This window comes from Thermostichus lividus PCC 6715 (assembly GCF_002754935.1).
In the GTDB taxonomy this organism is placed as follows: Bacteria; Cyanobacteriota; Cyanobacteriia; order Thermosynechococcales; family Thermosynechococcaceae; genus Thermosynechococcus; species Thermosynechococcus lividus.
On sequence record NZ_CP018092.1, the window covers coordinates 757349 to 776731 of the forward strand.

20 protein-coding genes are annotated in these 19383 nt (G+C 53.8%); 14 read left to right on the forward strand and 6 right to left on the reverse strand.

Translation table 11 applies throughout. From position 1 onward, the window contains the following. Positions 1-128: 128 nt before the first annotated feature. From murC to BRW62_RS03855, 5 genes are all read left to right on the forward strand, one after another. On the forward strand, positions 129-1547 hold the full coding sequence (gene murC, locus BRW62_RS03835) for a UDP-N-acetylmuramate--L-alanine ligase (RefSeq protein ID WP_198406218.1): 1419 nt from the start codon (positions 129-131) through the stop codon (positions 1545-1547). Then, a complete protein-coding gene (murB, locus tag BRW62_RS03840; protein WP_099798350.1) occupies positions 1544-2449 on the forward strand; it encodes a UDP-N-acetylmuramate dehydrogenase in 906 nt (301 codons plus the stop codon). Before murC ends, murB begins: the two co-directional genes overlap by 4 nt. Before the next feature lie 29 nt (positions 2450-2478). Then, entirely contained in the window at positions 2479-3561 is a 1083-nt protein-coding gene (locus tag BRW62_RS03845) for a tetratricopeptide repeat-containing glycosyltransferase family 2 protein (RefSeq protein WP_099798351.1), read from the forward strand. Between the two features lie 219 nt (positions 3562-3780). Then, positions 3781-5562, forward strand: coding sequence for a pyruvate kinase (gene pyk / locus BRW62_RS03850; RefSeq protein ID WP_099798352.1), 1782 nt, complete (start codon positions 3781-3783; stop codon positions 5560-5562). A 9-nt stretch (positions 5563-5571) separates the two neighbouring features. Next, positions 5572-6525: a serine hydrolase gene (locus BRW62_RS03855; protein WP_099798353.1), complete on the forward strand. Its 954-nt coding sequence runs from the start codon at positions 5572-5574 to the stop codon at positions 6523-6525. Here the strand turns inward: BRW62_RS03855 and psaK are convergent. Continuing rightward, on the reverse strand, positions 6502-6753 hold the full coding sequence (gene psaK, locus BRW62_RS03860; RefSeq protein ID WP_099798354.1) for a photosystem I reaction center subunit PsaK: 252 nt from the start codon (positions 6751-6753) through the stop codon (positions 6502-6504). The two genes, BRW62_RS03855 and psaK, sit on opposite strands and share 24 nt — an antisense overlap. Before the next feature lie 101 nt (positions 6754-6854). On the opposite strand from psaK, the gene BRW62_RS03865 reads away from it, so the two are divergent. Beyond that, complete coding sequence (locus BRW62_RS03865; RefSeq protein ID WP_099798355.1) at positions 6855-7526, forward strand: phosphoribosylanthranilate isomerase; 672 nt, start codon at positions 6855-6857, stop codon at positions 7524-7526. On the opposite strand, the gene BRW62_RS03870 is transcribed toward BRW62_RS03865, so the two are convergent. Beyond that, positions 7491-8249 (reverse strand): LmeA family phospholipid-binding protein, encoded by a 759-nt coding sequence (locus tag BRW62_RS03870; protein WP_099798356.1) that lies wholly within the window; start codon positions 8247-8249, stop codon positions 7491-7493. The two genes, BRW62_RS03865 and BRW62_RS03870, sit on opposite strands and share 36 nt — an antisense overlap. A 422-nt stretch (positions 8250-8671) precedes the next feature. Here BRW62_RS03870 and pilM point away from each other — a divergent pair, with 422 nt between their 5' ends. The 5 genes from pilM (at position 8672) to BRW62_RS03895 (ending at position 13997) form a co-directional block, all read left to right on the forward strand. Then, a complete protein-coding gene (gene pilM / locus BRW62_RS03875) occupies positions 8672-9751 on the forward strand; it encodes a type IV pilus biogenesis protein PilM (RefSeq protein ID WP_227517559.1) in 1080 nt (359 codons plus the stop codon). A gap of 16 nt (positions 9752-9767) precedes the next feature. Then, positions 9768-10466, forward strand: a complete 699-nt coding sequence (locus BRW62_RS03880) for a PilN domain-containing protein (protein ID WP_099798358.1) — start codon at positions 9768-9770, stop codon at positions 10464-10466. Then, complete coding sequence (locus BRW62_RS03885; RefSeq protein ID WP_099798359.1) at positions 10463-11215, forward strand: pilus assembly protein PilO; 753 nt, start codon at positions 10463-10465, stop codon at positions 11213-11215. The genes BRW62_RS03880 and BRW62_RS03885 overlap by 4 nt, the downstream gene beginning before the upstream one ends. A gap of 95 nt (positions 11216-11310) precedes the next feature. Continuing rightward, on the forward strand, positions 11311-13602 hold the full coding sequence (locus BRW62_RS03890; RefSeq protein WP_099798360.1) for an AMIN domain-containing protein: 2292 nt from the start codon (positions 11311-11313) through the stop codon (positions 13600-13602). A 161-nt stretch (positions 13603-13763) separates the two neighbouring features. After that, complete coding sequence (locus tag BRW62_RS03895; protein ID WP_099798361.1) at positions 13764-13997, forward strand: DUF7219 family protein; 234 nt, start codon at positions 13764-13766, stop codon at positions 13995-13997. 18 nt (positions 13998-14015) lie between these two features. Here the strand turns inward: BRW62_RS03895 and aroB are convergent, their stop codons facing one another. Both aroB and BRW62_RS03905 read right to left on the reverse strand, forming a co-directional pair. Further along, complete coding sequence (gene aroB, locus BRW62_RS03900; RefSeq protein WP_099798362.1) at positions 14016-15122, reverse strand: 3-dehydroquinate synthase; 1107 nt, start codon at positions 15120-15122, stop codon at positions 14016-14018. 41 nt (positions 15123-15163) lie between these two features. Then, on the reverse strand, positions 15164-15448 hold the full coding sequence (locus BRW62_RS03905; RefSeq protein ID WP_198406148.1) for an Asr1405/Asl0597 family protein: 285 nt from the start codon (positions 15446-15448) through the stop codon (positions 15164-15166). A gap of 81 nt (positions 15449-15529) precedes the next feature. Between BRW62_RS03905 and dpsA the strand changes: the two genes are divergently transcribed. Then, entirely contained in the window at positions 15530-16060 is a 531-nt protein-coding gene (dpsA, locus tag BRW62_RS03910; protein WP_099798363.1) for a DNA starvation/stress protection protein DpsA, read from the forward strand. Positions 16061-16279: 219 nt separating this feature from the next. Here the strand turns inward: dpsA and BRW62_RS03915 are convergent, their stop codons facing one another. Then, positions 16280-16699, reverse strand: a complete 420-nt coding sequence (locus BRW62_RS03915; protein ID WP_099798364.1) for a heavy metal-responsive transcriptional regulator — start codon at positions 16697-16699, stop codon at positions 16280-16282. A gap of 26 nt (positions 16700-16725) precedes the next feature. Next, positions 16726-17421 carry a dethiobiotin synthase gene (gene bioD, locus BRW62_RS03920; RefSeq protein WP_198406219.1) on the reverse strand — a complete coding sequence of 232 codons (696 nt, stop codon included), beginning with the start codon at positions 17419-17421 and terminating at the stop codon, positions 16726-16728. Positions 17422-17572: 151 nt separating this feature from the next. Here bioD and BRW62_RS03925 point away from each other — a divergent pair, with 151 nt between their 5' ends. Continuing rightward, on the forward strand, positions 17573-18139 hold the full coding sequence (locus tag BRW62_RS03925; protein ID WP_099798366.1) for a methanogen output domain 1-containing protein: 567 nt from the start codon (positions 17573-17575) through the stop codon (positions 18137-18139). A gap of 30 nt (positions 18140-18169) precedes the next feature. Next, positions 18170-19246, forward strand: coding sequence for a sensor domain-containing diguanylate cyclase (locus BRW62_RS03930; RefSeq protein WP_099798367.1), 1077 nt, complete (start codon positions 18170-18172; stop codon positions 19244-19246). Positions 19247-19383: the final 137 nt, after the last annotated feature.

The following is a 19383-nucleotide window of genomic DNA, read 5'->3' on the forward strand; positions in this document are numbered from 1 at the left end:
TCTGCCAGTATTAGCCCATAGGCACTGAGGAGCACCTGCTATGATGAGCCTGAGGGTTTATACCTATTGATAAGTATCTATAAGTTAATTGTGGTGGGAGTGAGGAGTTGTCTGTGGGTCAGCCAGTGATGGAGTTTAATCACCGTCCATTCCACTTCATTGGCATTGGTGGTATTGGGATGTCAGCTCTTGCTTACATTCTGGCGAAACAGGGGTTTACGGTCACTGGATCGGATCTGCGCAGTAATCGCCTCACTGAGCAGTTGTCTGAACTTGGGGTACAAGTGTTTATTGGCCAAGCAGCTAGTAATTTGGAGGCCTATCCCTATCCTGATCTACCACAAATTATTTGCTCCACTGCCATTCGCGACGACAATCCTGAGTATCAAGCGGCTCAGCGACTGAATTGCCCAATATTTCACCGCTCCGATGTTTTAGCGGCCTTAATGCACCGCTGTCACAGCATTGCCGTGGCGGGTACCCATGGTAAAACCACCACCAGCAGCATGATTGCTTATCTTCTGTTGCGGGCTGGGTTAGACCCGACAATCATTGTTGGCGGTGAAGTGGCGGCTTGGCAGGGCAATGCCCGCGTGGGTCAAGGCCGCTATTTGGTGGCAGAGGCTGATGAGTCCGACGGCTCCCTGCGGAAGTTTCATCCCCACATTGGCGTAATTACGAATATTGAGCTAGACCACCCCGATCATTACACTTCCCTTGAAGAGGTCTTGAATACCTTTCAACAGTTTGCTAACCAAGCGGATATTGTCATTGGCTGTGCTGATTGCCCCAATGTGCGCGATCGCCTGTGTCATCCGCGCCTGCTGACCTATAGCCTCCAGCGCCAAGAGGGTGTTGATTATTGTGTTGATCATGTTTATTACAGCTCCCATGGAACGACCGCCCGGGTGTGGGAGCGAGGAACCTCCCTTGGCATTTTGCAACTCAATGTTTTAGGGGCGCACAATCTCCAAAATGCTTTGGCAGTTATTGCGGTGGGTCGCTACCTTGGCATTGACTTTGCCACGATCGCCGCAGCACTGCTCGAGTTTATGGGGGCGCGGCGACGGTTTGAGGAACGGGGGCAAGTCAACGGCATTCGTTTTATTGATGACTATGCCCACCACCCCAGTGAGATTATGGCCACCCTAGCGGCAGCGCGACTACAGGTGGGCAGTCATTCGCCATGGCGGCGACTGGTGGCCGTGTTTCAGCCCCATCGCTACAGCCGTACCCAAGCCTTTCTCGATGCCTTTGGTCAAGCGTTTAGTGCTGCCGATCAGGTGATTCTCACTGATATTTATAGCGCGGGTGAGCCTGATCCCGGCACCATCAGCGGTATGGATGTGGCCGAGTGTACCCGCCAGTATCATGCAGCCGTTAGCTACTGCGCCACGATGGAAGCGGTGCAAGCCTATTTGGGCACGCTTCTGCAACCAGGGGATCTTGTGGTGTTTTTGGGGGCAGGTAACTTGAATCAACTGATTCCGGACATTATGGCTGATCAAGAACGTTTATCTCCCCTGCCTGAGGCGATCGCCCTATGACTGTTCAGTATCTTCCCGATACCAGCTGTCCATTGCAAGCCCATGTCCCCCTTGCCAATTTGACAACCCTCAACGTGGGGGGGTGCGCTCAGTGGTTTGTTGAGCCACGAACCGTGTCTGAGCTACAGATAGCCTACCAGTGGGCACAGCACAAAGACCTGCCGATTACGGTACTGGGGGCAGGCTCCAATTTGCTGATTAGTGATCAAGGGGTGGCGGGGCTGGTTATTTCGACCAAATATCTCCGCTATCTTAAAGCTGATCCTGAAAGTGGTCAAATTACGGTGGGGGCAGGCTACCCGCTGCCCAAAATGGCGCACTATGCTGCTAAGTTAGGCTGGCGCGGACTGGAGTGGATTGTGGGTATTCCGGGGAGTGTGGGCGGAGCTGTGGTCATGAATGCGGGTGCCCATGGCGGCTGCACTGCGGAGCGGTTAGTCTCTGCGTTAGTACTTGAAGCGGATGGTGGCCTTTCGGTTCTGTCGCCCCGTGAGCTGGAGTATCACTATCGCACCTCTGCGTTACAGGGCACTCAGCGGCTGGTGCTGCAGGCAACATGGCAACTGGAACCTGGCCATGATCCCAATCACGTGAAGGCGACGACGCAAAAATACCTGAACGATCGCCTGCGCACCCAACCCTATCACTTACCCAACTGTGGCAGTGTCTTTCGGAATCCGGGAGAACGAACCGCGGGTTGGCTGATTGAGCAAACGGGTCTGAAGGGGTATCAACTGGGTCGTGCCCAAGTGTCTGAGAAGCACGCCAACTTTATCCTTAACTGTGGTGGTGCAACGGCTCTAGAGGTCTATCAATTAATTCGCTATGTTCAAACTGCCGTGGCCGATCGCTGGGCGGTTTGGCTCAGCCCGGAAGTTCAGCTTGTTGGTGAATTTTCTTAATTAGTTCTAATTAGTTTATGTCTTAGTTTATGTCAATTGCCCTTTGCATGATTGTGCGGGACGAGGCAGCACGGTTAGGGGGTTGCCTTGCCAGTGTTGCTGAGGCAGTGGATGAAATAGTAATTGTCGATACAGGCTCTCAAGATGAGACCGTGGCGATCGCCCAAGCATGGGGAGCGCAGGTCTATCATTATCCATGGCAAGAGGACTTTGCCGCCGCTCGTAATGCTGCCCTCAAGTATGTCCACAGCGATTGGGTGCTGGTTCTAGATGCCGATGAAACCCTGACACCAGCGATGGTTCAGGCCTTGCCCACAATTTGCCAACAGCCCCAGTGGTTAGCTGTTACCCTGCTGCGGCAGGAATTGGGTGTGGTGCCTCCCTATTCCTACGTGTCAAGGCTGTTTCGTTGTCATCCTCAGATCTATTTTCAGCGACCTTACCACGAAACCATCGACGATAGCGTCTTGGCACTCCAGCAGCGAGAGCCTCACTGGCAGGTTGGCCAAGTGAACGCAGTGGCCATCGTTCATTCGGGCTACCTAGGGGCACAGCGGCAACAAAAGCACGAGCGTGCCAAGCGCATCATGGCCAACTATCTGCGCCAGCACCCTGCGGATACCTACCTCTGGAGTAAACTAGCAGGGGTGTATTTAGCCGAAGGCGATTTTGCTAGCGCCCAGACCTGTATTGCCCAAGGCCTCAACGCTAGCGATCGCCCCGCCAGCGTCACCTACGAACTCTACTACCACCAAGGCAACCTCTATAGTGCCCAACAACAGTGGGCTGAGGCGATTGCAGCCTATGAGGCCGCCCTGAACACCCCAACCCCTCCCCTGAGCCACGTAGCCACCTACCTGCGGTTAGCTGATGCCCAAAAGCACTTGAAACGGTGGGGGGATGCCTTAACCACCTACGATCGCCTGCAAGCCCTTGATCCCACCCTTGCGTTGGCCTATCAAAACCAAGGTGCCTTACTCCTGCGTTTAGGGCACGTTCACGCCGCCCTCGAAAAACTACAAACGGCGATTGATCTTTGGCAGCAGCAACATCCCCCAGAAGCTGACCGCCTACGTCAAGAGCTACAGGCGATGGGACTCCTCAACGGTTGAGTCACGTGTTCTAATACAACGTGCCCAGTCAACGACCAGTTGGTTTGCTCTAGTGCAGTAATGCTCGTAGGCAAGGGTGAACAATCGCTGTAGGCTAGTAGCATATAAAGAATCAGACAGTGCCGATCAGATGCCCATCAGTCAAGGGGTTGCCATGACCAGTGGTTCAGCATTCTGCAAAATACGGTAATCTGTTGAGGCTTAAATCATGAAGTGACTATGTCCAACCAGCCGTTGAAACGTCGCACCAAAATTGTTGCCACCATTGGCCCCGCTGTGAGCCAGCCGGATAAGCTCCGTGCCCTCATCCAAGCGGGAGCCACTACGCTTCGCCTCAACTTTTCCCACGGCACCCACGATGATCATCAGCGCAGTATTCGCCTGATTCGACAAATTTCCTACGAACTAGGGCAACCCGTCGGTATCCTGCAAGACCTGCAAGGCCCCAAAATTCGCCTAGGCCGGTTTGAGAACGGTTCAATTTCCCTCAAGCGGGGCGATCGCTTCACCTTGACAAGTCGCATTCTCATGGGCAACCAGCAGATTAGCTCCATTACCTACCCTCCCCTTGCCCAAGAGGTTCCCGTCGGAGCAACGATTCTGCTGGATGATGGCCGAGTGGAAATGGTGGTGGAGGAAGTGGACAAAACCGCTGGGGAACTGCACTGCCGAGTGGTTGTGGGGGGGCCGCTGTCCAATTCTAAGGGAGTGAATTTTCCGGGGGTTTATCTCTCAATTAAGGCACTCACAGAAAAAGATCGCGATGACCTCATGTTTGGTCTGAATCAGGGGGTGGACTGGGTTGCCCTCAGTTTTGTCCGCAACCCCCAAGATGTGCTGGAAATTAAGGAGTTGATTGCTAATCAGGGTAAGCAGGTGCCCGTCATTGCCAAAATTGAAAAGCACGAAGCCATTGAGCAAATGGATGCCATTCTTTCGTTGTGCGATGGCGTGATGGTGGCGCGAGGCGATTTGGGGGTCGAACTGCCGGCGGAGGAGGTGCCCATCCTGCAAAAACGCCTGATTGCCGCTGCCAACCGCCTAGGAATTCCGGTGATTACGGCCACCCAAATGCTCGATAGCATGGTGAAAAGCCCCCGCCCTACCCGTGCTGAAATTTCTGATGTTGCCAATGCTATCCTTGACGGCACTGACGCGGTGATGCTCTCTAACGAAACCGCCATGGGGGAGTACCCTGTAGAAGCGGTGAAAATGATGGCCACCATTGCCGCCCGTATTGATAACCAGCCCCAACTGCGCCAACCCAGCACTGATCCGTTAGGGGGGCGATCGATTCCCAATGCCATTAGTCAAGCGGTGGGGCAGGTGGCCGCTCAACTCCACGCCAAGGCCATTATTACCCAAACCAAAAGTGGGGCAACGGCCCGCAATGTCTCGAAATTTCGACCCCAGATCCCCATTTTGGCCGCCACTCCCCATATTGAGGTGGCGCGACGACTACAGTTGGTATGGGGGGTAGAACCCCTGCTGACCTTGGATCATCCCTCGATGCGGCAGTCCTTTCAAGCCGCCATTAATGCCGCTCAAGAACGGGGATTACTGGCGGAAGGAGACTTAGTGGTGATGACCGCTGGCACGCTGCAAGGGGTCTCCGGTTCTACAGACATGATTAAGGTGGAATTGGTGACCTCAGTGATGGGCCGTGGCTGTGGCATTGGCCATGGGTCGGTGAGTGGGCCAGCGCGGGTGGTGCACGATGGTAGCCCTGTGCGTACCTTTAATAGTGGCGAAATTCTGGTGGCACCCCGCACGAGTGCCGATTTAGTGGAGGCCATCCGCAAGGCGGCGGGGATTATTACCGAGGACGACAGCCTCACCAGCCATGCCGCCGTCCTTGGGTTGCGCTTGGGCATTCCCGTGATTGTGGGGGTGAAAAATGCCACCCAGTTGATTCGCGAGGGCACAATTTTGACCATGGATGTCGAGCGCGGTCTCGTCTATTCAGGGGCAGTTGGCATAACCCAGCGATCGCCAGAGTAGGGGAAAGAAATGCTATTTTTTCAGGCGAATACCTACCTGACGGAGCTGGTAACCCGCACGCTGCAAGCCACATGGCAGCAGTTTCCATGGCTAGGGCAGCAAGATATTGCCCTCACCCTACTGGTGTATCCACCGCCCATTCCGGTAAATACAGGGGGGGCCTTAACCGCCGCAGAGTTTTGGCAATACACTGTCCCCGGCGCCAATTATCGCGGGGATGTGCCCTTTTACCCGGCCAGCATTGTCAAACTCTTTTACTTAGTGGCCTGCTATGAATGGCTACACAATGGAATGCTCAAGCCCGACCCAGAGCTAGAGCGAGCCATGCGAGATATGATTGTGGACTCTAGCAATGATGCAACGGGGCTGGTGGTGGATATGTTGAGCGGCACCACCAGTGGCCCGTGCTTGCCGCCAGAACCCTTTCGGACGTGGCAGTATCAGCGCAATATTGTCAATCGTTACTTTCAGTCCTTAGGGTGGCCAGAATTGGCGGCCATTAACGTCAATCAAAAAACCTGGTGTGATGGCCCCTATGGGCGCGAACAGGACTTTGTCGGCAGCGATCGCCAGAATCGGAATCGCCTCACCACCGATGCAACGGCGAAGCTACTCCACAGTATTGTTGGGGGGGTGGCAGTGTCTGGGGCAGCCAGCCAAGCCATGCTGGCATTGATGCAGCGCTCCTTAGACCCAGAGGCACTCGCTGCAGATCCTGAAAACCAAGTGCAGGGCTTTTTGGGAGAAGGGTTACCTCAGGGAGCCACGCTGTGGTCAAAGGCCGGGTTAACCAGTTGGGTGCGCCATGATGCTGCCTACATTGAACTGCCGGGGCAGTGCCCTTACACCTTAGTCGTGTTTATCGACCACCGGAGTGCCAGCACAAATACTGAGGTGTTACCCTTCATCTCCCGTCATATTGCTGCGGGTATTCCTTCCTTAGAGGGCACCGGAGTACTGTAGGCCACTGACCACACCGGCGGCCAACAGGTGACCAAAGCTAGTGGTGGCCAATAGTTCTGGCAGCCCAAAGCCTTCAAACAGTGCGGGCAACGACACAGGTAAGCCGGGGCCTTTCCCCCGTGATTGAATGGCATAGCGACCAATGGCGATCGCGAACAAGTTACACAGAATGACCACTAAGCCAACCGCAGGTGACCAAGTTGTATCGGGAAGAGTGGCTAACACCATTGGAACCGTTCCTCCTAAGATGAGTACAATTGCCCATGAATTATACGGAACCAGCGAACCCGCCTCGGTAATTGTTCACAAAACGGTGCATCCTGTTACAAATGTTCAATGATCTTGACGCTATCGCGGTCAAAATTTGCGGTCTCACCCGGGCAGAACAAGCGGTGGCGATCGCCCAGATGGGAGTCAGCGCCCTTGGGTTTATTTGCGTTCCCAGTTCCCCCCGCTATATTCCACCGCCCGCCATTGCGGCGATCACTCAGCAGTTGCCGGAGACGGTGTTAACGGTTGCCGTTGTGGCCAATCCAACCCTTGAAGCGCTAGACAGCCTCATCCACCGCAGCAACATCAAGGCCGTCCAACTCCATGGCCACGAGTCCCCTGCCTTTTGCCAGCAGGTGCAGCAACACTATCCCCACGTGCAGATCATTAAAGCCTTGCGGGTCAAATCCAAAGACACCCTAGAGAGCATTCCCCACTACATCCCCTATGTAACTCGGCTACTCCTAGATGCTTACCATCCCCAGCAATTGGGAGGCACAGGCACCCCCTTTGACTGGCGGTTACTGCAACACCTGAGTATTGCCTGCCCATGGTGGCTGGCCGGTGGCATCACCCCAGAAAATTGCCGCCAAGCCATTGCCCAAACCCACCCCCACGGCATCGATCTTTCTAGTGGGGTGGAGGTCAGCCCCGGAATCAAGGACTTAGGGCGCGTGGCGGCTCTCTTAAAAGCCCTAGGGGTAGATGCAAACCCTACCCCGCACTCTTAGGATGCCGGCCTGAAGCGATAGCTCTTGGAGGGCAACCCCTGCTCCCAAATCAATTGTGACCGGAGGATGGACTGTGGCCTCCCCCTGCCACTGTAGGCGGTGCAGGCACAGGGTTCGCTCATCCTCTAGCCGGATGCCGGTGGTACAAATCCAAGACGCCTGCTGCTGCTGGGCAGTTTGCATCGTAAAGGCCAGATCAAGCTGCTCCGTTCCCAGGGTAACCGCAGCACTAACCATCTGCCACTCCCTGAGATTAACCCCTGCTTTTCCCAGTCCCTCGTTTTGTAGGTGCCTTAGTAGAGAGCGCAACCCCGATTGCAACAGGGGTGAGTCAACAGACCCTTGCAGATCCGCTTGGGTGACCATCAGTTCGCCCTCAACCGGCACTGGTGCTAAAAGTTTGAGGGGCTTGCCCCGCACCACTTGCCCTAAGTTGATGCGAATGTGCTCTGCCTGTACCGTCACTTGCCGCAGTAGAATACCACGATAGCTGGCCACCGTTGCACCTAAGCGCACGAAGGGCAACTGCCCTCGCAGCAGTTGGCGATCGCCCACCCTTAGATCCATCTCTAGCCCCTCAGCCCCATCAAGTTGCGACAGCAGCCACCAGCGCAAGGCCGGCACCAGCACCCGAGGAATCAGTCCCCGATCGCCAAGCTCTGGTGCCTCAACAGTTTCAACAGCGGGGCGATCGCTCACAACACGTGGGGATATAGGCGACATCAGGCTTAAACCCTCACACCACAGTGGGCAGTAAAAATCCCTTAACAATCTAAGGCAACATCGTCATCGTTACAAAGTGGGCTAGGCCAGATCAAAAAGTTACCCGTAGGCCACTTTTTTTGTGGCAACAAAAGAGCCTCAACCCTTGTCAATTGAGGGCTTAGGCGATCGCTCAGTTATGAATAAAACCAGTTAATGAACCATACCAATCCCTTGGAAAGACCCGATGCCCATTGGTTATGATGACCCTAGCAAGGGATTCGCGCCAATGTCATTGCGTCAGATTTCACTGCGACAGGTTTCGCCCCCACACCCCTCGGAACTCAATGGGCTGGGACTTATAGGGTGGATTGCGGCACCTCACTCTTCACGCAGCGCATTGACGCAAACTTGACTATTCACGTCCAAGTGTGGGTGATATTGTGTTTGGGAACTTATTTGCAAAAACAAAGCAAGGCTTGGGGATTGAACTCACCCCAGAGCGGGTCAATATTGTCCAAGTCCAGCGGCAGAAGCAGGGTCTCAAGGCGAGTGCCATTGTCTCAGTTCCCCTCAGTGAAGGTGCCATCGTTGAAGGTCGAATTATTGACACCGTAGCGGTTGCCGATGCCATTCGCCAAGGGATTGAAGACAAGCGCATTAAACAAAAAGAGGTCATTAGTGCTATCCCCATGAATGAGGCCGTCATTCGCCTGATTCGCTTGCCTGCGGAGCTACCCGACTATGAGCTACGGGAGGTGGTGCTGATGCAGGAAGCTCCCCTTTACCTCCCCTTTCCGCGGGAAGAAGCGGATGTCGATTACCAAAAGCTCGGCAGTTCCCTTGACGAAGATGGCATTGAGCGCGTAGAAATTTTGCTGGTGGGCACCCCCCGGGATGTCACTGATGCCTACATCACCACCTTTTCCCAAGCAGGACTGCAACTCACCGCCCTTGAAGTCACCAGTTTTGCCCTCATGCGTACCCTCAGGGACTCACTGCAACAGTTTGTGGGTGAAGCCGCCGCAATTATCGATATTGGCGATGAAGGCACCGAAATTAGCATTGTCAAAGATGGCATCCCCCAGTTCAATTGCAAAGTCCCGATTGGCAAGGATCAGATGCAGGAGGCCATCAGTCGTGCCATGAATTTGCCCCCCTCCATGGGGGTTGACCTCATCGAAAACTTGACAGTGCCCCTTGAACCCATGGATGTTACAGGTGCTCTCAACCCCAGTGGTGCAGCCATCCTGCGAGTACTGACGGATTTAGCAGATGAAATTCGCCGCTCCATCGACTTTTACCTCAACCAAGGCGAAAGCCTCGAAGTGTCGCAACTGCTGCTGGCCGGACCAGGCGCGAGCATTGGCCAAATCGATGAGTTCTTTAGCCAACGGCTCAATTATTCAGCCACCGTTGTGGATCCCATTTCCCTGTTAGGGTTGCAAACCCCAGAAGAGATCCCCTTAGAAAAACGTCCTGCCCTTGGCACAGTCATTGGCTTGAGCCTACGCGGAGCCTAACTTCAGGAGCATCCCCATGTACTCAGTCGAGATTAACCTCCTAAAAGAACGCCCCGAAATTGGTGGCATGGCCGCCGCAACGCCTGCCGCTGGGGGTGCCAGCAATGTGCCTATCATTATTGGTGGTGTGGCCGCCATCTTCTTTGTGGGGCTAGCACTTCTTGGCTCTATAGGCGCCGAAATGTGGTTGAACCAGCTCAAGGCCAAGCAGCAAAGTATCCAAGACCGCTTAGCGGCCATTTCCCCAGATCTCCAGCGCATGGATGAACTCAAGAAAGAGACCGATCGCATTCAGGCAGAAACCAAAGCCTTGGCAACGGTGTTCAACCAAGTGAAACCGTGGTCAGCAGTGATGCGTAATATGGCCACTCAAATCCCAGCCGGACTGCAAATTACTCGTATTACCCAAGGTGGGGAGAAGGGCAATGAGCTGACCATTGAAGGGGCGGCAGTCTCCTTTGAGGATGTCAGTGAGTTCCTCCTGCTGTTGCAAAACCGTTCCCCCTTCTTTGACGGAAGTGCTACCCAACTTGTAAAAGCAGATCGCATGGGAAAAGCAAATGAAGAGACTGCGGTAGAGGTCTCCTTCAGCATTAAAACGGCGATCGCCTCGGTTCCGGCCTCCGATCTGCTCGAAGAGCTGGCCGCCAATGGCGTGGAAGGCTTAGTGGCACGCATTCAGTTTCTCAAGGAAAAAGGAGTCGTAGAGCAATGACCCTAACTGGTGATTTTGGTGGGCCGCCGATTCAAGACTCTGCGCCAAATTATCCCACATTGTTTGGGGTCACCCTTACCCCGGTTGTCAGTGGTATTTTAATTGCCCTTGTGGGCTTAGGGGGAGCCGTTTACCTAGCAACACTATTAATTGCTCCAAAAGCGGAGGAAGCGACTAAATTGCAGCTAGAAATTACCCAGCAGGAAAACGACCTCTCCCAGCGAGAAGTCATCCTCAAGCAGCTAAACGATGTCATCGCTTCCCTAGAACGCGCTAAAGCAGAAAATACCGATGTCCGCTCTCTGTTTGCCACCCAAGATGCCCTGAACACCCTGCTGTTAGACATCAATCGTCTCATCCTCAACAGCGGCGCTCAGCTAAACAGCTTTGAACCGGACAGTGCAGCTTCAGGAATTGTCCAAGATGGCTCCCTTGGCCCCGAATTAAATGCCAAACTAAAACGACAGGTGACCAACGTTACCATTCAAGGTGACTTCGCGAATGTTGTTGCAGTTATGCAAAAAATTGATCAACAACAAAACTTTCTTGTAATCAATAACTTAACAATGGAGCGAGTCACCGATAAGCCTGGGGACGTCATTTGCACCTTCAAGCTCATGGCCTATGTTCCCCTGACTCCCGAGGAAATTGCTGCGTTGGCACCGCCACCTGAACAGGGGGTGAACAGCAGCAGCAGCAAGAGCAACAACAGCAGCCACAGCAGTAGCGAATGGTATCACAGGAGGTAACGTACTTTTTTAGGAGTGAGTTCAACAGCGTCGGCAAAAACAAGCAGCAATAATTCTTCCAAAACTTTGGTGGCATTTGTGAGGAGTCAAGCATCGTGAGTCAGCTATTACATCGTCTTAGTTTGGGGGTGGCCACAACGGCCATCATTGCCGCAAGTCAAACGCCAACCTTGGCAACCAGTACCGAAATTACTGGGATTCGTCTTGTGACGGCACCTAACGGCATTCAACTCCTGTTCAACATTCAAGGCAACGTGCGGCCAGCGGTCTTTACCATTAATCGCGGCAACACATCCTTAGCAGATATTCCCAACAGTCAACTGCGGCTCCCTCAGGGAGGGGCATTTCGTCAAGATAATCCTGCGCCGGGCATTTCTTCGGTGGAAGTGGTGCAACTCGATGCCCAAACCATTCGGGTGTTAGTCAATGGCATTAGTGCTGCCCCCATTGCCGAAGTGATCCGGGAGGGACGCGATGGCCTGCAAATGAATTTTATTACTGCCCAAGGCCCTGCTGGCCCGCAAGTTCCCCCCACAGGACAGCCGATGGCAACGCCTCCCAGTGCTGGGGCAGTGCCACCCTTTTTACCCCGAGCAGTGGCTCCCCCCGTTGGCGATATGCTCATTAGCCCTATCAACGCTGATCCTGACGTTGTGTCGTTGGCAACCAATGAGCGCATTCCCCGCCTACTGCTGCGGGAAGCCCCCGTTCGGGAGGTGTTATCACTCCTTGCTCGGGCTGCAGGGATGAACGTCGTCTTTCCGGAGGGCAATGGGGATGCTGGCGGAACCACCATTTCCCTCGACATTGAAAATGAGTCTGTACAGGATGTGTTTAACTATGTCCTGCGGGTGGCGAACCTGAAGGCAAATCGCCAAGGGCGAACCATCTTTGTTGGTCAGTTTTTACCCCCTGATGCCCAGAACCGCATTGTCCGAACCATCCGCCTGAATCAAATGCGGGTCTTTGGTCTGGCGGGCAACACCCGGCAACAGATTTCTATCGCCCAGACCGGTGGCTCGGTAGCTGGGGTTGGTACTGGTGGCAGTGGCGGAAGTGCTGGTGCAACGGCAGAAACCTCGGTTGTGCGGCAGTCCACCATGGGCGAGATTGATATTCAACTCGGTGCCGTGCAACTGTTGGAGATGTATGGCGCTAACCTGCGGGATGTAGCGATCGCCCCGAACGCACCCGCCTGTGACGAAACCGTTAACTTTAACGTTGCCGGTGCGAACCTTGAGAAAGTGTGTCGCGGTACTCTCCTGCGCGGCCTAGAAGTCATGGGCGACCCGCGCACCAATACAATTACCCTCGTGGGGACTCCGCGAAAAGTAGAAATTGCGACCCAGCTCATTCAGCAGCTCGATGTGCGCAAACGCCAAGTCATGGTGAACGTGAAGTTCATTGATGTGAACCTTCTGCGCGGGCGCACCGCCAACGCTGACTTAGTCACTAACTTTGGCTCCTCCCTCTTTGGGGCAATTTTTGATGCCACCGGTCTAACCGTGCAGCGGGGCACCTTACCTAGTGGGGTTCCCGGCGGACAAGTGATCCAACCCCCCGTCGCCTTCCCACCGGAGCGATTTTTACTGGGGCCAGAGCGAACCGTTACGCTCGATGGCGCTGGCAACATCGTCAATGATCAGACTGCCCCGCCGCAACAATTTGTATTGCCGGGAGTGGGTGTGCCGGGGTTTTCAGTACCTGGTTTAGGGGTGGGGCAAGCCCTGAGTAACTTTTTTGCCCAGCTTCAGTTATCTATCCAAACCGGTAATGCCACGATTCTGACGAATCCTACCCTTGTCATCCAAGAAGGAAGTGCCGCGCAGGTGAACCTGACCCAAGAAATCTTCTCGGGGATTCAGTCCCAAGCGAGTACCACTGGAACCGGTAGTGGTGCAGCGGTTGCAGCAACCACCATTACCCCTATTATTCGTCCGGCCGGGGTTATCTTTAACGTCACGGTGGATCAGATTGATGACAATGGTTTTGTAACCCTGCAACTGTCCCCCGAGGTGAGTGCCCCCAGCGGTACCTACTCCGTTGTCTTTCCGGGCGTTGCCAACCCTTCTACCGGCACCCTCTTGTCGCAGCGGCGGATGGAGTCGGGACGGATTCGCCTGCGGGATGGGCAAACCTTGCTTTTGGCTGGGATTATCCAAGATCAAGACCGGTCACTGGTAACTAAAATTCCGATCTTGGGCGATATTCCCCTCCTGGGGCGGCTCTTCCGGCGCGAAAGCAATCAGCGCCAGCGAAACGAGCTAGTGGTGATGGTCACGCCGAAAATTGTGGATGACTCCCAAAATGCCGGTTATGGCTATCAGTACTCCCCTAGCCCTAACAGTATGCCCCCCAATATTCAAAACCGCATAATGCAGCCATAGTAGATGGCTAGCCTTGCTTTTGTAGTGCCTCACCTTTGAACGAAGGTGGGGCTTTTTAGTCTTTTTAGTGAAGTGTTCAGTGTGCTACAGGCATTCGGAAATATTTGGTTAAAATAGAGTTAAGGCGAGGTTAAGCAATAAGAGCACCAGGATAAGACATCATGAATAGATACGATTTTTTACATTGCCAACGTCCCTATCACGGCGACTTTACGCCTGCCAATTTTGTGTTTAATGCCAATTTACAGGAATTTGCCACCAAAGTTAGCTATATTGCCTGCCTAGAAACCAGTGGCAAGATCTCGCCCCAAGACGCCTTCGACCAGATAAGCGTGCTCTGGAAGCAACTCAAGGCCAGCAAAAAGGGGTTGTCTCTAGAAGATCTCCCTGACTAAGGCACTGTCGGTGATAGATCAGCGTTGCAGCGTTTTGAGGGTGGCCAGAATTAACTCACTGGGCACCTGTTCAACAATCTCAGCATGGCCAATGGCGGTAGGCAGGATGAAGCGTACTTTTTGTGAGTGTACCTTTTTGTCGTGCTGCAGCAGGGCAACTAATCCATGCACATCAAACTGGCTCGGGATAGTAGTAGGTAGGTTTGCTTTGTGGATTAATTGCCGCTGGGCGGCTGCCTCGGTCTCAGACCAGTAGCCAAGGGCGATCGCCAACTCCCCGGCTGCCACCATCCCCACAGCCACCGCTTCCCCATGATTAAACACCCGGTATTGCCCCATGCTTTCAAGGGCATGGCCAATGGTATGGCCATAGTTCAAAATAGCCCGCAGTCCTGCTTCCCGTTCATCTTTGCTAACGACATCAACCTTGGCCTGACAGGAGTGCTGGAGAATAGACGCTAGTTGATCCACCGAAAGAGCACTGATGCGATCTAAGCGGGGGAGGGATTGCAATAGCTCAAATAGTTGGGGATCCCAAATGACACCATACTTAATCACCTCAGCCATACCGGCACGAAACTCCCGTGGTGGCAGCGTGGCCAGCACCTCTGGATCGACCACGACTAAGCGTGGCTGATGAAACGCCCCAATCAGATTTTTCCCTTGGGGGTGGTTAACCCCAGTTTTACCCCCGATGGCGGCATCGACCATGGCTAACAGGCTGGTGGGGATTTGAACCACCGCAATTCCCCGTAGCCACGTTGCCGCAGCAAAACCAGTCATATCGCCAATGACGCCGCCACCCAAGGCAAAAAGCGTAGATCCCCGCTCTAGACGCTGAGCTAAGGCTGCATCATAGATTTTCTGAAGGGTTTTTAAGGTTTTATACCGCTCGCCTGCGGGCAACACGCAGGGAGTTACCTGCCAGCCGTGCTCCTCTAGTACCGCTTGAATCGCACAACCGTAGTGCCGCCAAATTTGCGGGTTCGAGACAATCAGCGCTGGTGCATTTGGCCTGAGTGGGGTGTGTTCCGCCAAAAGCTGGGGTAAGGCTAGGCGGCTGCCGGCACGAATCGCAATGCAGTAGGACTGATGAGGGAGAGGAACGGGAATTAGGGTCGTCATTGCACAATTGCCGGGGTGGGTGCATTGGCTCAACGGGCAAATCAAGAGTTGAGTGAGGTCGGCTCCCCACCTCCCCAGTTGTTAAGGCTAGGGGGAATGTCCTGAAGCTGCCAGCAGCGCTCTAACCAATTTACCAAGGTAGCACGATCAGCCGTCAGTTGCCGTACCACTGACCAAATATACAGGGCGGTGGTGGGTGAGTGCACCTCTACTTCAAGGGGTTGATGGGGCGCATAGCGGCAGGAAATGCCCAACAGGGTCAGTCGCTGGTAGATGCTCCAGCGTAGTTGCCAGTTAACTGCAATAACTATGGGGTTTATAGACATTCAATAAGTACTCCATTGTTGAAAACAGCCCTAGGCTCACTTAGTATGGAGGTAAGTCCTGCCGTTTAGGAGCCTATCCCCATGACTACGACGACACTGCCTCGCCAAGGGTTTGGCGACATGGTTGACACTGTTGTCCTGCTGGATCGCAGCACGACGACTCCCGTTTGCGAAGGCATGAATCGACTCTTGGCCAGTTTTCAAGCCTTGTACTTGCAGTATCAAAAACATCATTTTGTGGTGGAGGGTGCGGAGTTTTACCAACTACACGAGTTTTTCCAACATTGCTACGAGCAGGTGCAGGGGCACGTTCATGATTTGGGGGAACGCCTGAATGGCTTAGGAGGTGTTCCCGTGGCAGGCTTTGAGCAGTTGGCTGCCCTGTGTTGCTTCAGCCCTGAGCCGGAAGGGGCATTTAGCTGCCGACACATGCTGAGCCACGATCTGGCGGCGGAACAGGCGGTAATACAAATTTTGCGGCAACAGGCAACGCAGGCGGAGTCCTTGGGCGATCGCGCCACTGCTTACCTCTACGATCAAATCCTGCTCAAAACCGAAGAGCGTGCCTACCATATCGCCCACTTCCTTGCCAACGACAGTCTAAAGGGATAATCGGATAAAGCAAGGAGTGGCCTCCCCTAGCTTTGTATGCTGCCATTTTTTCCTTAGTTTGTTGACCCTTACCCATAACCGCTTCAAGAAACGCACGAACCTTTGCCCCCTAGTGGGGGGATTTTTTTTGAATTATTTTTTCATTTTTGAGCTTAGCCTAATTGAAAGATATTTGCAATATAGTGCCAAAATGATCTTTAATTTTCCCCGGATATAGCGCTAAGCACCTGAGAGCCGCTGCTGCAGAATGGGACAAATCGTGTGCTCAGATGGCCGGGGAATGGTTGACCAACCGTGCAGAAGCCCTTGCAGTTCCTGCTTGAGGTCTTGCATCTGTTGAATTTGCCGCTCCACCGCTGTTATCTGCTGCACGAGCTTTTCCTTGACGCGATCGCAGGGCAATTCACCGCGATCGTAAATATCCAGTAGTTCTTTGATGTCTGCAAGGGTTAAGCCGAGGTGTTGGGCGCGCTTAATAAAGCTCAGGCGCACAAAGACATCCTCACTGAAGAGCCGATAGCCCCCCTCTGTTCTGCCGCTGACTTTGAGTAAGCCTAACTCTGCGTAGTAGCGGATGGTTTTAATGGGGAGGCCACTGTGTTGGGCAACTGTACCGATGCGTTGTGCGGTTTCCTGCATAAGCCCCTCCTATAGTGACCGGATATTTAACCCCAGAGGTTGTCCAGCGGCCAGTCCGCCACGATCGCCACCAAATCTGCAGGGGAGTGAGTGCCATAGGGCAAAACCCCCAGTACCGGTACTTGAGTCAACTGGGTAAGGAAGTGTGGTGGTGTCCACTGTTGGATCTCGCTATCAGTGCACGGGGTGACACAGTTCAAGATCAGGCCGCGCAGTTCCAGCTTGTACTGGCGGGCAAGGGCAACATTGGCCACAATCTGGGCGATCGCCCCCAAGCGCACCGTTGCCACTAACACAATGGGTAAGCGCCATGCTGCCGCCAAATCCGCCACCGTCCACTCCCACGTAATGGGTGACCCCAAACCACCAATCCCTTCAACGAGTAGGCGATCGCAGCGTTGCTGAAGTTTCTCATAGGTCTGCCACACTGGGACTAAGTCGATTTGCCGCTCTTCCAGCAGTGCAGCCATGGGTGGCGCAAGGGGGGCAGCAAAACTCACGGGGCACACTTCTTCAGGGGTTTGGTTCAGGGGCAAGGTGTCACAATAGTGTTGGCGATCGCCCGGCTCAACGGCGGTTCCGCTTTGCATCGGCTTAAAAATTCCCCACTGCTGCTGGGGGGCATACTGCTGCCCGTAGCTCCACAGCGCCGTCGTAATAACGGTTTTACCGACACCAGTGTCAACGCCGGTAATGAGTAGTGACTTGCAATGGTGCTCGATAACCCCCTCCTATCGACAGCAACAAGACAAAATTTTGTGAATAAATGTAACGCTCTGCAACACAATAGCTGTCTATCTCTAGAATAGACCGGTATAAGATTTTATAAATTTTTCATAACCAAAAACACCACAAAACACGTTATAGGCGCTTATGGCTAGTGCGTATATTGCTTCTTCTGAGGCTAACTCTGATGTTAGCACCCTTGAGGTGCCCCTAAAGCTATCTAGTTTCCTGCAAAGTTTGCTGAGCTATCTGGCCGGTACCCTTGAGGAGGTTGTGGGAGTTGACGATGCCTCGGGGTTCATTGCCCTTGTGGGGCAGCAGATGGGCAATGAGATCAATCAAATTTACCAAGAGGCAATGGGCGATCGCCTCGTGCCGCCGGAAGTTGTCGCCAAAATTCTTGTTGATCTGAAAAACCGCATTGAAGGGCAGTTTTTTATTGTTGAGCAGGATGCCGATCGCATTGTTCTTGGGAATCACCGCTGTCCTTTGGGCAGCGGGGTTGTGGGGCATCCATCCCTATGCATGATGACCTCCAATGTCTTTGGCGTGATTACCGCCCACCACCTAGGCTATGCCAAAGTGTGTATTGAAGGGGCGATCGCGAACGGTGATCAGGGCTGTCGCGTCGTGGTTTATACCCGCCCTTCAGCAGCTGCCCAAGCCGCGATGGGTCGAGAGTACTACAAACTAGAGCAGTCAAAAGACGATTGACAGTTCGCCAAGTTGTTAACAGCAGGGGCAATGATGGATAGCACGTCAGGCTTAGCGTTATGGATTGAGCTGCTGCCAGAGCCAATCCTTGTGCTCGATAGCGCAGGCAAGATTCTAGCGATTAATAGCGCTGCCCGTGAGTTTTTTGGTCGTATTGAAGACAACCATCGGTGCAGTGGCGATCCGTTCCTCGGTCAATCCATTGCGGCCTGGGTGGCCACTCCCACAGAGCAATTGCAGAAGAACCTAAAACTTTGGCAGCAGGCCACCACAATGGTACCCGGTAGTTTAGTTCTGAAGCAAGCAGCAAATCAGGCGCAGAAAATTGAAGTCGAAGCCGTTGGCATTCACTTTCTAAAGCCCCCCGCCATTCTATTGCGGGTGCGCAAACAGCGGCAGTTCCTCCAAGCGTTTATTCAACAGCGGTATCAATTTGAAAAACTGCAACAACAGATGGCTCGACAAACAGCCCTGATCGTTGAACTAGAGCAACGACAGCACGCCCTAGAGGCCGAGAACCGCTACCTCCAGAGTATGTCCCATCGCGACAGCCTTACCCAATTAGCCAATCGGCGCGCCTTTGAAGCTGGGTTACGCCATGGATGGCACGAAGCCTACAGCCACTCTACGCCCCTAGCAGTTGCCATGCTCGATATCGATCACTTTAAGCTCTACAACGACACCTATGGGCATCTGGCGGGCGATCGCGCCTTGCAGCGGGTTGCCAAAGCCATCCAATCCCAAGTGCGCGAGGCAGATCTGGTGGCGCGCTATGGCGGCGAAGAATTTGTTCTCCTGTTGCGGCAAACCCACCATGATGTCGCTATCTGCGTCCTGCAGCGCATTTTTAACTACATTCGCAGTCTCAACATTCCCCACGCGGCCTCCCCAGTGCAACCCTACCTCACCCTCAGCGCAGGAATTTGTATTGCCACCGCCAGCTCTATCGATTGCCCCATTGCTGAGCTGATCGCCAGTGCAGATGCGGCTCTGTACCATGCCAAACGCTCCGGGCGCGATCGCTACAGTATTCAAACCTACCCCACTGCCGTGAATGACCTCAACCAACCCCTCAGGTACCGCCAGCAAGCGGATCAGCACCCCTAGCCGTTGCCTGAGGTCGGTATAATATGTGTGGCCAAAAATCTGCGGTAGCAGTAAAAAGGGTCATTCCTGTCGCCGAAACGTAATTGAGTATCGCGGTTGGGACGTTCTGTTGCAGAATGTAAAGCTGAGTTAATGAT

Excerpts from the sequence above, each read along its gene's own strand:
- murC (WP_198406218.1), top strand. The coding sequence starts at position 129 with ATGGAGTTTAATCACCGTCCATTCCACTTCATTGGCATTGGTGGTATT.
- murB (WP_099798350.1), top strand. The coding sequence starts at position 1,544 with ATGACTGTTCAGTATCTTCCCGATACCAGCTGTCCATTGCAAGCCCAT.
- BRW62_RS03845 (WP_099798351.1), top strand. The coding sequence starts at position 2,479 with ATGTCAATTGCCCTTTGCATGATTGTGCGGGACGAGGCAGCACGGTTA.
- pyk (WP_099798352.1), top strand. The coding sequence starts at position 3,781 with ATGTCCAACCAGCCGTTGAAACGTCGCACCAAAATTGTTGCCACCATT.
- BRW62_RS03855 (WP_099798353.1), top strand. The coding sequence starts at position 5,572 with ATGCTATTTTTTCAGGCGAATACCTACCTGACGGAGCTGGTAACCCGC.
- psaK (WP_099798354.1), bottom strand. The coding sequence starts at position 6,753 with ATGGTGTTAGCCACTCTTCCCGATACAACTTGGTCACCTGCGGTTGGC.
- BRW62_RS03865 (WP_099798355.1), top strand. The coding sequence starts at position 6,855 with ATGTTCAATGATCTTGACGCTATCGCGGTCAAAATTTGCGGTCTCACC.
- BRW62_RS03870 (WP_099798356.1), bottom strand. The coding sequence starts at position 8,249 with ATGTCGCCTATATCCCCACGTGTTGTGAGCGATCGCCCCGCTGTTGAA.
- BRW62_RS03880 (WP_099798358.1), top strand. The coding sequence starts at position 9,768 with ATGTACTCAGTCGAGATTAACCTCCTAAAAGAACGCCCCGAAATTGGT.
- BRW62_RS03885 (WP_099798359.1), top strand. The coding sequence starts at position 10,463 with ATGACCCTAACTGGTGATTTTGGTGGGCCGCCGATTCAAGACTCTGCG.
- BRW62_RS03895 (WP_099798361.1), top strand. The coding sequence starts at position 13,764 with ATGAATAGATACGATTTTTTACATTGCCAACGTCCCTATCACGGCGAC.
- aroB (WP_099798362.1), bottom strand. The coding sequence starts at position 15,122 with ATGACGACCCTAATTCCCGTTCCTCTCCCTCATCAGTCCTACTGCATT.
- BRW62_RS03905 (WP_198406148.1), bottom strand. The coding sequence starts at position 15,448 with ATGTCTATAAACCCCATAGTTATTGCAGTTAACTGGCAACTACGCTGG.
- dpsA (WP_099798363.1), top strand. The coding sequence starts at position 15,530 with ATGACTACGACGACACTGCCTCGCCAAGGGTTTGGCGACATGGTTGAC.
- BRW62_RS03915 (WP_099798364.1), bottom strand. The coding sequence starts at position 16,699 with ATGCAGGAAACCGCACAACGCATCGGTACAGTTGCCCAACACAGTGGC.
- BRW62_RS03925 (WP_099798366.1), top strand. The coding sequence starts at position 17,573 with ATGGCTAGTGCGTATATTGCTTCTTCTGAGGCTAACTCTGATGTTAGC.
- BRW62_RS03930 (WP_099798367.1), top strand. The coding sequence starts at position 18,170 with ATGATGGATAGCACGTCAGGCTTAGCGTTATGGATTGAGCTGCTGCCA.